At 66.8% G+C, this 13,581-nt stretch carries 11 protein-coding genes; 2 read left to right on the top strand and 9 right to left on the bottom strand.

Annotation, left to right across the window (positions count from 1 at the left end):
* Positions 1–17 precede the first annotated feature (17 nt).
* Positions 18–2,057: an acyltransferase family protein gene (locus PGB34_RS15560; protein ID WP_271429017.1), complete on the bottom strand. Its 2,040-nt coding sequence runs from the start codon at positions 2,055–2,057 to the stop codon at positions 18–20.
* Between the two features lie 155 nt (positions 2,058–2,212).
* Between PGB34_RS15560 and PGB34_RS15555 the strand changes: the two genes are divergently transcribed.
* Together PGB34_RS15555 and PGB34_RS15550 are read left to right on the top strand one after the other, a co-directional pair.
* Positions 2,213–3,019, top strand: a complete 807-nt coding sequence (locus PGB34_RS15555) for an ABC transporter permease (protein ID WP_271429016.1) — start codon at positions 2,213–2,215, stop codon at positions 3,017–3,019.
* Positions 3,020–3,034: 15 nt separating this feature from the next.
* Complete coding sequence (locus PGB34_RS15550) at positions 3,035–3,763, top strand: ABC transporter ATP-binding protein (RefSeq protein ID WP_271429015.1); 729 nt, start codon at positions 3,035–3,037, stop codon at positions 3,761–3,763.
* A gap of 148 nt (positions 3,764–3,911) precedes the next feature.
* On the opposite strand, the gene PGB34_RS15545 is transcribed toward PGB34_RS15550, so the two are convergent.
* The 8 genes from PGB34_RS15545 to rfbA all read right to left on the bottom strand — a co-directional run bounded on the left by PGB34_RS15545 (position 3,912) and on the right by rfbA (position 13,562).
* Positions 3,912–5,768, bottom strand: a complete 1,857-nt coding sequence (locus tag PGB34_RS15545; protein ID WP_271429014.1) for a hypothetical protein — start codon at positions 5,766–5,768, stop codon at positions 3,912–3,914.
* 205 nt (positions 5,769–5,973) lie between these two features.
* Positions 5,974–6,519 (bottom strand): D-glycero-beta-D-manno-heptose 1,7-bisphosphate 7-phosphatase, encoded by a 546-nt coding sequence (gene gmhB / locus PGB34_RS15540; protein ID WP_271429013.1) that lies wholly within the window; start codon positions 6,517–6,519, stop codon positions 5,974–5,976.
* Positions 6,516–7,229, bottom strand: coding sequence for a nucleotidyltransferase family protein (locus tag PGB34_RS15535; RefSeq protein WP_271429012.1), 714 nt, complete (start codon positions 7,227–7,229; stop codon positions 6,516–6,518). Before PGB34_RS15535 ends, gmhB begins: the two co-directional genes overlap by 4 nt.
* Positions 7,226–7,798 carry a D-sedoheptulose-7-phosphate isomerase gene (locus tag PGB34_RS15530; protein ID WP_408647909.1) on the bottom strand — a complete coding sequence of 191 codons (573 nt, stop codon included), beginning with the start codon at positions 7,796–7,798 and terminating at the stop codon, positions 7,226–7,228. Before PGB34_RS15530 ends, PGB34_RS15535 begins: the two co-directional genes overlap by 4 nt.
* Before the next feature lie 8 nt (positions 7,799–7,806).
* Positions 7,807–8,859 carry a GHMP family kinase ATP-binding protein gene (locus tag PGB34_RS15525; RefSeq protein WP_271429011.1) on the bottom strand — a complete coding sequence of 351 codons (1,053 nt, stop codon included), beginning with the start codon at positions 8,857–8,859 and terminating at the stop codon, positions 7,807–7,809.
* 1 nt (position 8,860) lies between these two features.
* Entirely contained in the window at positions 8,861–12,076 is a 3,216-nt protein-coding gene (locus PGB34_RS15520; protein WP_271429010.1) for a methyltransferase domain-containing protein, read from the bottom strand.
* A 53-nt stretch (positions 12,077–12,129) separates the two neighbouring features.
* The gene (rfbC, locus tag PGB34_RS15515) at positions 12,130–12,678 is read right to left on the bottom strand and encodes a dTDP-4-dehydrorhamnose 3,5-epimerase (protein WP_271429009.1); all 549 of its coding nucleotides are present in this window, start codon (positions 12,676–12,678) and stop codon (positions 12,130–12,132) included.
* A complete protein-coding gene (rfbA, locus tag PGB34_RS15510) occupies positions 12,675–13,562 on the bottom strand; it encodes a glucose-1-phosphate thymidylyltransferase RfbA (protein WP_271429008.1) in 888 nt (295 codons plus the stop codon). The genes rfbC and rfbA overlap by 4 nt, the downstream gene beginning before the upstream one ends.
* Positions 13,563–13,581: the final 19 nt, after the last annotated feature.

Genomic DNA, 13,581 nt, shown 5'->3' with positions numbered 1-13,581 from the left:
TTGTCTTTTTCTTTCTCTTATCTGGGAGCCGTAGCGCCGGCCGGCGGGCTCAGCAGCACGGCGTCCATGTAGACGGCGGCCTCGCGCACGTAGCTGGCGCGCAGATGGCTGGTGTCCTTGTAGATCGGCGTGCCATCGGCGCCTGCGCGCAGGCACTGACCTTCGGGCGTGCACAGCGCAGGCAGCGGGTCGATGATCTGCGCGCCACTGTCCTGCGCGATGCGCGCGAGGCGCGCATGCAGGGCCTCTTGCGAGGCCGGCAGCGGCGCGTGGGTGGAGACCGGCTGCGCGCTCATCTGGCCCCAGCGCTCGCCCACCAGGCGGGTGCGCGGCGCGAAGGGGTCGCCCACCGGCATGTTCAGCAGCAGGTAGGTCGTCTTGCCCGCGGCCTTCAGGGTGCGCAGCAGCACGGCCAGCGCATCGAGCGACTTCTGCACGCCATCGCCGCCGCGCAGGTAGTGGCGCTGGCCGTTCTCGAGGTAGTAGTAGCGGTCGGGGGCCGGCGACGAATTGACGCCGGGCACGTTGGCCACATCGCCGATGTCGAAGTAACAGGACCAGCAGCCGCCCACCACCACCGTGTTCACCTCGGGCGTGAGCGCAAAGCGCAGCGCGACGTTCATGCGTTCGCCGCAGGCCGGGTCGCGGTCTTCGTTCAGGTTGGGGATGGGCGGGCAGGCGCCGCGCGTGGCAAACACCAGCCGGTTCAGCCGATCGCCCTGCACGCGCGCCAGTTCGGTCGCGCGTGGTGCTTGCTGCTCCACATGGCTGTCGCCCATCAGCAGCACCGTCTGCGCGCCCTCGCCCACGGTCTGGAAGACCTGGCCGTTGAATTCCAGCGGGCGCATGCCGTCGGGGAAGGTCCAGTCGCTGCCCGCCGCCACCAGGCGCTGCACGCCTGCGTCGTCGATGCGCGAGGGCAGCTTCTGGGCCCAGATCAGCGCGCCCAGCAGTGCCAGCACGCCCATGGCGCCGGCCAGGCCGGCCACCACGGGCCAGCCGCGGCGGTGGCGCAGCGGCTTTTCAAGAAAGCGGTAGCTCAGCCAGGCCAGCAGCACCGACACGCCCACGGCCCCGAAGCGCACGGCGCGCGGCGGGTCCACGCCCTCTTCCAGCACGCGCGCATAGGCCAGCAGCGGCCAGTGCCACAGGTACAGCGGGTAGCTGATCAGCCCCACCCACACCATGGGGCGCGCGCCCAGCAGATGCCGGTTGAGCCAGGCGCTGGGCCCGGCCGCGATGCACAGGCAGGTGCCCAGCACGGGCAGCAGCGCCCAGAAGCCCGGGAAGTACTTGTGGCGGTCGATGAAGGCCAGGCCCGCCACGATCAGCAGCAGCCCCGTCACGCTCATCCACTGGCCGCTGCGCGTGGTGTGGTGCGCCTGCCGGCGCAGGCCCAGCCAGGCCAGCACGCCGCCCGCGGCCAGCTCCCACAGGCGCGCCAGCGGCATGTAGAAGGCGGCATCGGCCGCGCGGAACACCAGCACCAGGCTCAGCGCGAAGGACAGCAGCGCCGCGCCCAGCATCCAGGGCAGCATGCGTCGACGCGCCCACCACACCAGGCCCAGCAGCACGGGCCAGACGATGTAGAACTGCTCTTCCACCGCCAGCGACCACAGGTGCAGCAGCGGCTTACTCTCGGCCACGGTGTCGAAGTAGCCCGACTCGGCCCACAGCGCCAGGTTCTGCACGAAGGCCGCACTGGCCAGCACATGGCGGCCGAGCTGGCGGAACTCGTCGGTCAGCAGCACGAACCAGCCGAAGGCCAGCGTGCAGGCCAGCACCGCCAGCAGCGACGGAAAGAGCCGCCGGATGCGCCGCGCATAGAACTCGCCGTAGCCGAAGCCCTTGCCCGCCAGGCTGCCGAAGATGATGGTGGAGATCAGGTAGCCCGAGATGACAAAGAAGATGTCCACCCCTGCGAAGCCGCCCTGCAGCCAGCGCGGCGATGCGTGATACAGCACCACGGCCAGGACGGCAATCGCGCGCAGGCCGTCGATGTCGGGCCGGTAGACGGGGTGCGCCAGCGGGGCGGGGGTCGCGGGGGAAACGGGCATGCAGGCGAGAGGGAAGCCGCAAGCGGCGTTCAGGGGACTCGGGGCGCACGGATTATCCATGGGCCTGCGCGGGGCCCGGCCCGTGCGCCCGGGCCGATACATGGGGTGAAAAACCCGGGCGATAGAATTTCGTGTTTCGCCCCAGCCCCCGCCCCATGACCCAAGCCATCCAATCCAACCTGCAGCGCAACGCTTGGAAGGACTGGTGGGAGGGCACCCGCCGCATCGACATCTGGTGGACCATGGCCTGGTTCGACATCGTGCTGCGCTATCGGCGCTCCACGCTCGGGCCGCTGTGGCTCACGCTGAGCATGGGCGCGATGATCGGCGGCATGGGGCCGCTGTACGCCTCGCTCTTCGGCACCGAGCTGAGCAAGTTCTTCCCCCATCTGGCGCTGGGCATCATCTTCTGGACCTTCTTCTCGGTCACGGTGATCGACTCGAACGAGGCCTTCAACAACGCGGCGCAGTACCTCAAGCAGGGCTACTTCCCGATCAGCCTCTTCGTCTGGCGCACGCTGGCGCGCACCTTCATGCAGTGGTGCCACCACATCATCATCTTCGTGCCGGTGGCCTGGTACACGGGCATCTCGCTGGGCTGGCAGGCGCTGCTGGTCATCCCGGCCTTCGTGCTGCTGATCATCAACGCCCATTGCGCGGGCATCGCGCTGGGCATCCTGTGCACGCGCTTTCGCGACATCGCGCAGATCGTCACCAGCGTCATGCAGATGCTGATGTTCCTGACACCCGTGTTCTGGATGCCCGAAAGCCTGCCGGGCCGGGCCAGCTACATGCTCTGGAACCCGCTGGCGCAGATGCTGGACCTGCTGCGCACGCCGCTGATGGGCGGCGTGGCCCACGCGCACAGCTGGCTGGGCATGCTGGGCTGGACGGCGGCCAACGTGGTGCTCGCGTCCCTTCTGTTCAAGCGCTACCGCCGGCGCGTGGTCTTCTGGCTCTGAGCGGGCAGACATCTCATGGCATCCATCTCTCTCAAGAACGTCAGCCTGGGCTTTCCCATCTACGGCGCCAGCGCGACCTCCTTCAAGAGGACGCTCGCCTCGTCGATGACCGGCGGCCTGGTCGGCAAGGAGACCGGCGTCACGGTCGTGCAGGCCCTGTCGGACATCAACCTCGAGCTGCGCGCGGGCGACCGCCTGGGCATTCTGGGCCACAACGGCGCCGGCAAGTCCACGCTGCTGCGGCTGCTGGCGGGGGTGTACGACCCCACCTCCGGCGAGTACCAGCGCAGCGGCACGGTGGCCAGCCTGATCGATCCGTCCATGGGCATCGAAAAGGACGCCACCGGCGTCGAGAACGTGATGCTGCGCGGCCTGACCATGGGCCTGAACCGCAAGCAGATCGAGGCCATCACGCCCGAGGTGTGCGAATTCAGCGGGCTGGGCGACTACGTCCACATGCCGGTGCGCACCTATTCCACCGGCATGGTGATGCGGCTTGCGTTTGCGATCTGCACCAGCGTGCCGGCCGACATCCTGCTGATGGACGAATGGCTTTCGGTCGGCGATGCGGACTTCAGCGCCAAGGCGGAAGCACGCATGCGCGACATCGTGGCCAAGTCGGGCATTCTGGTGCTGGCATCGCATTCGCCGGAGTTGCTGCTCAAGGAGTGCAACCGATTCATTCGGCTGGAGCATGGACGGCTGGTGAGCACCGAGCCACCCGTGGTCCCGGTCAGCGCCTGAGACGGTTTTGCATTCAAGCGCAGAGCGAGGCGGGGTGCCGAAGACAGTGCTGACGCACGGCGAGGCACCCCAACGAAGCTATGCGTTTGAAGGCGAAACCGTATGAGACGCCAGGCGCACTTCGCAAGGCGCCTATGGGCGCCCGGGATCAGCAGCCCTGCGCGTCCGACAGCAGGGTGATCGTCGCCAGCACCCTTGCCGACACCGAGTCGGAAAACTGAAACTGCGTGCCCTCGGTCACCCAATCCGGGATCATGGCGGAATCGGTGGGCCCGCCGACCGCGAACAGCTTGAACTCGGACTCGCCCGGCTGCCGCGCGCGCACCTGTACGTTGGCTGACGGCGATACATGCGATTCAAGCCGCCACCGCAGCGAAGCCGATGACAGGCGGCAGCGATGCGCCTGCGCCGGCTCCCAGTGAATGCCCAGGGCGCGCGCCTGCTCATTGGCCTGTCGCGCAGCCTGCTGCGCCGCGCGCTGGGCCGCGCAGCGCGCCTCGTCATCCGGCGCCAGCACGCCCGCCGTGACGACACGCTGGCCCTCGCGGTCCGCATAGGTCTCGATGGCCTTCGCACGCAGGCCCAGGGGCGCAAGGAGCTGCGGCATCCGCTGCAGGCCATCGGCCCCCATCAGTACCAGCACCACCTCGCGGTTGGCACAGACCGCGCGCAGCACCCTGTCATCGAGCACCACAACGTGGTCCACCTTGCCGGCGCTCAGGTACTGGAAAGGCATGAACAGGCCCCAATCGGGGAAGACATGGAGGGCGTTCGGGCGCTTGTGTTGCGCCTCCTGCGCAAAGCGATCGACGGCGTCGGAGTACAGGGCCTTGCCGCCGGTGGCGACGAGGCGCTGCTGGATCGCCGCCTGGCCCGACACTGAAACGGCGGCCGTGATCAAGGCCAGGATCAGCAGCGCCCGGCGCGCTGCAGGGAAGGTGCGCAGCACGGCCGAGAGCACCAGCCCCGTGGCGAGGTAGGCCAGCACAATGACCGGCGAAAAGTGGTGGCCGCTCAGCCGGTCGCCGAAGTACATGGCGCCTGCAGCAAAGCTCAGCATGAGCAGCCAGGCAGCGCCCAGCCAGGCCGTGGCCTGGCGCCGCCAGAGCAGCCAGACGCTGCCCAGTCCTGTCACGCCCACCATCAGGCCCAGCTTGAGGTTCTGGGCGGCGTAGGGCGCGTCGCCGCCCAGCATCAGCCTGGCCTGCCACTGCCCGTTGAGAACAGCCCGCACCATGGCGGCGAACGTGGCGAGGACCTCAGGCATCGAAGGCGTGGCCTCGAAGGCCTTCAGCTCGCTGGTGCGGCCGCGCAGATAGGCCAGCAGCCCCTCGACTCCGCCTTCTTCATTCCAGATCAGGCCATAGCCCAGCAGATAGCCTGCCGCGCCCAGGGCCAGGCCCACCCCGAAGCCGAGCGCCAGCACGAGAAGGGTACGCACGGCGGGGTGCCGGTGGCTGGCGAACTGGCACCAGCACAACCAGGCGACGACGCCAGGAACGAAGAAGGCGTAGATGAAGTAGCCGTACAGCGCCAGGCCGCAGAACAGGCCGGCGAGCAGGGCAGCGCCGAAGCGGGCCCCGAGCGATGCTGCGGCCTGCGCGCGCGCCGCGCACAGCAGGGCCAACAGCACGAAGACCATCGGCGCCAGCGTGATGTAGAGCTGCGATCTGAAGGCAAAGATGAAGGCAGGGTCCAGCGCCAGCAGCCCCACCAGGACCATGGCCAGCGCCGTGCCCGCGCCGCCGCGCCGCAGGCAGATGAACAGCAGCAACAGGATTCCCGCGCCCCAGAGCGCGTGAGAAACCCGCAACAGCTCCAGGCTGGGCCCGAACAGGGCGACCAGGGGCGCCAGCGTCCACGCATGCAGGGAACCGTGATAGAGCGAGGTCAGCACGGGCCAGCGGTCCGCCAGCATGTTGCCCGGCAACATCCAGGCGGGCAGGCGCCCGGGGTTCTCGCTGAGCATGCGAACGGCCAGGTAATCGGGGTTGACCGCGTCCATGTAAAGACCGGGCAGGCCGATGTTCCACGCTACACCCGCGGCAAATGCTGCGATGACCAGGATCAGTACAGCCCAGTGTGCGCGCTTTGCCAGAAACGGGTGCCTGGCGGCTGTGGCACGAGCAGGAGCACGCGCGTTCATACGTTCATCAACAGAGTCGGAGCGAGGATGGAAGGAGCGGCAGGGGAAGTGCCCTGCAGCCCGCTCAGGCAGAGGCCAGGATCCGCGGGATGACCTCGCGCAGATCGCGAATGACCGTCAGCGGCAGACCTTGCGCACCGCCCGGCGCCTCGGTCAACCACAACAGCGTGCCCACCCCCGCCGCCCGTGCGGCTTGCATGTCGGTCAGGGTATCGCCGACCATGACCGAAGCAGCGCGGTCGATGTCGTGGGACTCGATCGCTTCCAGCAGCATTCCCGGCGCCGGCTTCCTGCAGTCGCACTGCTGCAGGTAGGCGCCCTGGCCATGCTCCGGGTGATGCGGGCAGAAGTACACCGCATCGATGCGCGCCCCTCGCTGCTCGAACTGCTGGCGCATCCAGTCCATGTAGTGGCCAAACTGCGCCTCGTCGTAGTAGCCGCGCGCAATGCCCGCCTGATTGGTGACCACCACGACCAGCCAGCCGTGGCGGTTGGCCGTCGCCACCAGCTCGAAGATGCCGGGCACGAATTCCGTCTTCTCAGGCGTGTGCACATAGCCGTGATCGACGTTGATCACCCCGTCGCGGTCCAGGAACAGGGCCGGCCTCATGCGCTGGCAGCCAGTGCGGGAATCTTGGTCTGCGCGAGTGTGTAGTCCTCGGGCACGCCGATGTCGATGAAGTCCGTGGCAAAGGCCGCCACCTGCAGATGCAGTTGCGAAAGGCGCGCTTCGAAGAAGTCCTGCTCGATGGAGAACTGCCCGGGCAGACCCGCGTCCAGCAGGGCCTGGCGGCGCATCAGATAGATGCCGGCGCTGATGACGCCCGGCCCTTCACGCCCTTTGGCCTCAAAGGCAACGATGCGCTGCTGCGCATCCAGTTGCAGCGTGCCATAGCGCGCGGCATCCTCCACCTGAGCCCCACACAGCCAGGCATCGGCTTGCGGCGTGCGCTGCGCCGCCTCCTGCATGGCACGCAGGTCGACATTGGCAAGGGTGTCGCCGTTGAGCACGAAGAAGCGCTCGGAGGCCAGGCCACTGAGCGCCTGCACGACCGCGCCGCCGGTGCCCAGAGGCTGTGTTTCCACGCTGTAGTGCAATTGCATGGCGCCATAGCGTTCGCCAAAGGCCTGCGCCACCTTCTCCGCCATGTAGCCGGTGCACAGATGCACTTCGCGCACGCCCTGCACTTCAAGGCCACGCAGCAGCCACCAGAGAAAGGGCTTGCCGGCCACCGGCGCCAAGGGTTTTGGCACGTCGGACACCACGCTGCGCAAGCGCGTGCCAAAGCCGCCGGCCAAGACGATGGCAGGCGGCATCATGGATTGCGCGGGAAGATCCGGGCTTCCACCAAGCAGCAGATGATGTGGCCCAGCATGCCGTGGCCTTCCTGGATGCGCGGCGTCTCGGGCGAAGGCACGGCGATCTCAATGTCGCACAGATCGGCTTCTGCCCAGCCGCGCTCACCTGTGAATCCGATCACGGTCAGCCCGCTTTGTTTGGCCTGCCGCATGGCGCGCAGGATGTTCGCCGATTTGCCGGAGGTGGAATACACCCAGAGCACATCGCCCTTGATGCCCACGGCCTGGACCTGGCGCTCGAAGACCTTCTCGAAGCCGTAGTCGTTGCCGATAGCCGTCAGGACAGAGGTGTCGGTGGTGAGCGCGAAGGCCGGCAGGCCCGGGCGGTCGTACATGAAGCGGCTGACGAACTCGCCCGCGATGTGCTGCGCGTCGGCAGCGCTTCCGCCGTTGCCGGCCAGCAGCACCTTGTTGCCTGCCTGCAGGCAGCGCACGATGACCTCGACTGCGTCGGCCACCTGCGCCAGCAGGCGCTCGTTCTGACGCACGTCTTGCAGGCAAGCCAGCGTGGCGTCGATCTGTTGTTCGATGAGTGCTTTCAATTTTTCCTCCACGAATGTGCGCCTCGTTCGGTGAAGTTGCAGGTGAACACCTGCCCGTTGAGGCCTTGCAGGCAGCGCATCACTTCCGGACGCCGCGACAGCTCCGTCACGAACATCATGAACCCGCCGCCACCTGCGCCCGAAACCTTGCCTGCCAGTGCTCCCGCGGCCAGCGCGGATTCATACACCTGGTCGATGGCCGCGTTGCTGATGCTCTTGGCGAGCTTCTTCTTCTCTTCCCAGCCCGTGCGCATGGACTGGGCAAAAGCCTCCAGATTTCCCGTCAGCACCGCCTCCTTCATCGCGCGAGCTTCCGCCTTGACGCGATGCATGGCCTCCAGGGGCGCGCTGTCGCCCCGGCGAATGTGGCTCGTCTGCTCGGCGATGATGGCGGCGGATTCGCGCGACACACCGGTGTAGAACAGGACAACCGAGGACTCAAGCTCGGCCTTGATGTCTGCCTTCATGCGCAGAGGATTGACGATGACGCGGTCTGCGTAGAACTCCATGAAGTTCATGCCACCGAAGGTGGCGGCGTACTGGTCCTGCTTGCCACCCGCCATCCCCAGGTCCACCCGCTCGATGTCATGGGCCAAGCTGGCGATGTCGTACTCGCCCAGGGGCAGGGAAAGGTACTCACAGAAGGCCTGCAGGAGTGCCACCACCATGGTGGATGAGGAGCCCAGGCCTGAACCCGGCGGCGCTTCGGAGTGGGTGACGACATCCACGCTCAAAGGCTGTCCGCCCATGAAGTCCCGCACGATCCGGTTGTAGACGCCCACATGCAGGTCCAGGCCCGGCTGGCGCGCCAGTACCGCATCGGCCGTGCCCTGCCAGCTGCGTCCGCTGTCCGCAGCAAGAAGCCGGACGCTCCCGGCCGGCGCCGCGCTGACGGTGGCATGGGCGTACTTGTCGATCGTGACGTTCAGCACCTCGCCACCATACTGGTCGCAGTAGGGAGAGACGTCGGTGCCCCCTCCTCCCAGCCCCAGCCGCAGGGGCGCGCGGGCGCGGGCGATCACCGACGCGGGCGGAATCACAGTGTTCATCTCAAAGCTCCCGGACCGCCGAGCGAGAGCTGTCGCTGTACGGTCGTGCATCAATATCGTGTGCCAGCACCGCCTCCATCGCAGCCGCTGAGAAATGCGCCGCAACATAGGCAGGCCCAGCCAGGGCCGCTCGCTGCCAGGCTGCGTCGTCCCGCATCAGCGCCAGGATCTCCTGCGCCATCGTTTGCGGGTCGTCGGTGACCCGCGCCGCTTCTGCAGTGCCGTCCAGGCCCTGAACGCCGACTGTCGTGGTGACCAGGGGCACGCCATGGTGCATGGCCTCGACCACCTTGCCCTTGATGCCGGCACCAAAGCGCAGCGGCACCACGGCCAGGCCGACTCTGGCATAGATGTCCTCAAGTTCGGCATCGGTCACATAGCCCGTGACTTCGACCTGCGGCGAAGCCAATGCCTTCACTTCCGGCGATGGGTTCGAGCCCACCAGCATCAACCTCAGCTCGGGCTCGGCCTCCTGCAGCAGGGCAAACACGTTGGCCATGAACCACAGCGCCGCATCCACATTGGGGCGATGCGCAAATCCGGCCACAAACAGAAGCGTGCGCCGTTGGCGACCGGCCAGGGGCGCGGGTTGCCGCGGCGCAAAACAGTACGGCGGCAAGGTGCGCGCAACACCGGCACCGGGCTGCGCCTGCACCACGGCGGTCTCGACCGGCGACGGGTAATACACCGCACTCACCATCCGCCAGATACCAAGCTCAAGGTTGCGCGTGCGCTCGGCAGCCTCCACGGCCGCGGGATCGCCGCTCAGGCGCGCGCTCGCCAGCTCGCGCTCATGATGCAGATCGTGGCCATAGTAGAGCCGCTTGGCCGGGCTGTGGGCAGACAGCGCAGGCAGGAAGTTCGCGGCCACGTCCGGCCGGCTCAACAGCACGTAGTCGAGATCACGCCCCATCTCGCGAATCCAGCTCTCGAATCCGTCGTGGTAGCGGGGCCCATAGAAAACCTCGACCCCCTTTTGCTGCAACTGAGGGCCATACACGGGATCCGGCTGCAGGTTGTGCGGCCAGAACTTGACGGCCAGCCCCATGGACAGCAACACGTCGATGAAGGCCACCATCGATCGCGAACCGGCATCCCGGTCGGGCTGCGGAATGTAGTGATCGATGACGAGGATGGTCTTGCGCAGGTTGGCGCGATCCTGCGCCAGCAAGGCATGCGCGCCATTGGGGAAATGCTCGCGCGCCAACACCTCGCCCCAGCGCTCGAGAAATTTCTGCTGGTTGGCGACCTGATAGGCCTTTACGCCCGAACCGGTGTCCGTGCCGTGCGACAAACCCTCATGGTGAACCACCTGAGAAGCGGGCTGATAGAGCACCTTGAGGCCGCCGGCCCGGACACGGAACGCGAGGTCGGAGTCCTCGCAGTAGGCCGGCAGGTAGTACTCGTCGAATCCACCCAGCTCATCGAACAGGGCCCGCCTGATCAGAATCGAGGCGCCCGAGCAGTAGTCGACTTCCTTGACGTAGTTGTAGCGGCTGGACGCCGGGTCATCCAGGCGCCCCAGATTCCACGCGCTGCCATCGCTCCACATCACGCCGCCCGCCTCCTGCAAACGACCGTCGGGGTAGAGCAGCTTGGAGCCCACCATGCCGCACTGGGCATCACGCTCGAAAAGCTCGAGCATGGTGTCGATCCAGCCAGCTTCCACCTCCGTGTCGTTGTTCAGGAAGCAGATGTACTCACCCCGTGCCATCTTGGCCGCGGCATTGCAGGAGCGCAGGAAGCCCAGGTTCTGCGGATGAACGTGAAAGATCAGGCCCGGGACCTGCGCCAGCTTCATGATCTGCTTGTCGCCCGAGGCATCCTCGACCACGATCACCTCGATCGGCGCATCGGGCAGGTGCTCGTAGATGGAGGCGACGCAGGCCAGGGTCATCTCCAGGTTGCCGTAGGCGGGAATGATCACCGACACCAGGGGGCGATCCTGCGGCTCGAAGCGCACGTTGGCCAGCAGTTGCGGCATCCGCCGCTTGCGCTGCCAGGCCTCATAGCGCGGCGCGCCCGCAAAGAAGCGCGCCCCGCCGACGCGAAAGGCGCTCGAAGCCAGCATGTCCTTCGCGGCCACGGGCAGCGGTGCCGCCTCATAGGCCAGATAGGCAGCGCGCCGCAGCCGCAGCTTCAAGTCCTGCATGCGCGGCGTGCCTCGGCCACCCACCAGATCGGCCACAAAACGCAGCGGCGCAGTCGCGCGCCAGGAACTCGATGCGCGCAAGGCCTGCACTTCGTTGGCAGCCGCCTGGGCCTGCACCCGCAGTGTCGCGTTCTCCAGTTGCAGCTTGTCCGCCTGCAGCTTCAGCCCTTCGATGACCGACAGTTGCTCGGCCAATGCCTGGGCATGCGCTGCGGCCTCGTCGGCCCGCCGCGCCTGGGCCTGGTCGGCCCTCTGTGCGTGGGCGGCCCGCTCGTCGTCGACGCCCGAGGCCCATTGCAGCACGGCCTGCTGGCGGGCGTAGATGTCGAAGGATGCGTCGAAAAAGGCCGAGGGCGTCAAGGGCAGCTCCGGCCCCTCGCCCTGGTCGCACACCGCGACGAAGTAAAGCGGCTCCAGCCCTGCCGGGGTGCCTGGCTGGGCCTGGCCATCGCGCAGCCCCAGCGCCTCGTAAGTCGCTTGCGAGGAAGACGCAGGCAGCAAGGTGGACAGCGTGACGAAGCGCTGCCCCAGATAGGAAACCCGCCTGAACTGCTGCTTCAACAGTGCATCGAATTCATCGAAGTACAGTTCCTTGACGTGGAACTCGTTCGAGTAGGCCCGGTCGTCCGAATAGGTCTTTTTGTTGGGGGACGAGATGATGAGCATGCCCTCGGGCTTGAGGACGCGCCGGATCTCCGAGATCATCTCTTGCTGCGTGGCCAGATGCTCGATGGTTTCGAAGGAGACGACCACGTCGAAGCTGGCGCTCTCGCACGGAATCGCGTCGGCACTGCCTTGAAGGTAGCGCAGGTTGCCCTTGGCCGTATAGGCCGCCCTGGCATGCGCCACGGCCGTTTCGGAGATGTCCACACCCACGACGCTGGCAGCCGAATCGGCAAGCACGGCACTGCCATAGCCCTCACCGCTGGCGATGTCCAGAACGGCCTTGCCTTGTACGAACTGGGCTGCCCACACGTAGCGATGCATGTGCTCGTAGCGCAACTCCCCATCTTCTGTGGGCATGTAGCGCTCGCCTGTGAATTCCATTTTTCTTTTCTCTTTCATCGAGTGTTTCGCAGCACGCACCCCCTTGTGGCAACAGGTGTGCTCGCGCGGCTTCAGGCGGGCAGCTCGGCCGTCGCCAGGGAGGCTGCACCCGCATCCTTGCCCGACAACGTCGGCGGCACGCCCAGGTCCGGCCATGCGATGCCGATATCCCGATCGTTCCAGGCGATGCTGCGCTCATGGGCCGGCGCGTAGTAGTCGCTCGCCTTGTAGAGGAAGTCCGCGCTGTCGCTGGTCACCACAAAGCCATGCGCGAAGCCGGCCGGGATCCACAGCTGGCGGTGGTTGCCTTCGCTCAGTTCCACACCCACCCACTGGCCGAAGGTGGGCGAGCCCCTGCGGATGTCCACGGCCACATCGAAGACCGAGCCGCGGGTGACGCGCACGAGCTTGCCCTGGGCCTGCTGCACCTGGTAGTGCAGGCCCCGGAGCACGCCCTTGCTCGAGCGCGAATGGTTGTCCTGCACGAACTCGACGTGGCGGCCCACCGCCTCGTCGAACACGCGCTGGTTGAAGCTTTCCATGAAGAAGCCGCGATCGTCGCCGAAGACCTTCGGCTCCAGGATCAGCACGCCCTCGAGTTGGGTCGGGGTGATCTTCATCCGCGGTACTCCTCACGCAGCAGGCGCAGCAGGTACTGGCCATAGCCGTTCTTCTTCAGCGGGTCCGCGAGCTTCTCGAGCGCCGCGCTGTCGATCCAGCCCGCACGCCAGGCGATCTCTTCGGGGCAGGCGATCTTCAGGCCCTGGCGGTTTTCCAGCGTGGCGATGAACTGGCCGGCATCGAGCAGGCTCTCGTGCGTGCCCGTGTCCAGCCAGGCATAGCCGCGCTGCATGATCTGCACATTGAGCGCGCCCTGGTTCAGGTAGGCCTCGTTGACGGCCGTGATCTCCAGCTCGCCGCGCGCGCTGGGCTTGACGGCCTTGGCGATGTCCACGACCTGGTTGTCGTAGAAGTACAGGCCGGTGACGGCGTAGCTGCTCTTGGGCTTGGCGGGCTTTTCCTCGATGCTCACGGCCTTGCCCTGGGCGTCGAAGGCCACCACGCCATAGCGCTCGGGGTCGTGCACGTGGTAGGCGAAGACGGTGGCGCCGCTGGTTTGCTGGTCGGCGCCCGCCAGCAGCGCGGCCAGGTCATGGCCGTAGAAGATGTTGTCGCCCAGCACCAGCGCGCTGGGTGCGTTGCCGATGAATTCATCGCCAATGATGAAGGCCTGCGCCAGCCCGTCGGGGCTGGGCTGCACGGCGTACTGCAGGTTGATGCCCCACTGGCTGCCGTCGCCCAGCAGTTGCTGGAAGCGCGGGGTGTCCTGCGGCGTGCTGATGATCAGGATGTCACGCATGCCGCCGAGCATCAGCGTGCCCAGCGGGTAGTAGATCATCGGCTTGTCGTAGACCGGCAGCAGCTGCTTGCTGATGGCCAAGGTGGCTGGGTGCAGGCGGGTGCCGGAGCCGCCTGCCAGGATGATGCCTTTTCGCTGAGTCATCGTTGGCTTCCTTGTTCTG

This window comes from Xenophilus arseniciresistens, assembly GCF_028023875.1.
Taxonomy (GTDB): domain Bacteria; phylum Pseudomonadota; class Gammaproteobacteria; order Burkholderiales; family Burkholderiaceae_C; genus Xenophilus; species Xenophilus arseniciresistens.
The sequence above is the reverse complement of the archived record's forward strand: the minus strand, read 5'-3'. Positions and strand labels throughout refer to the sequence as shown.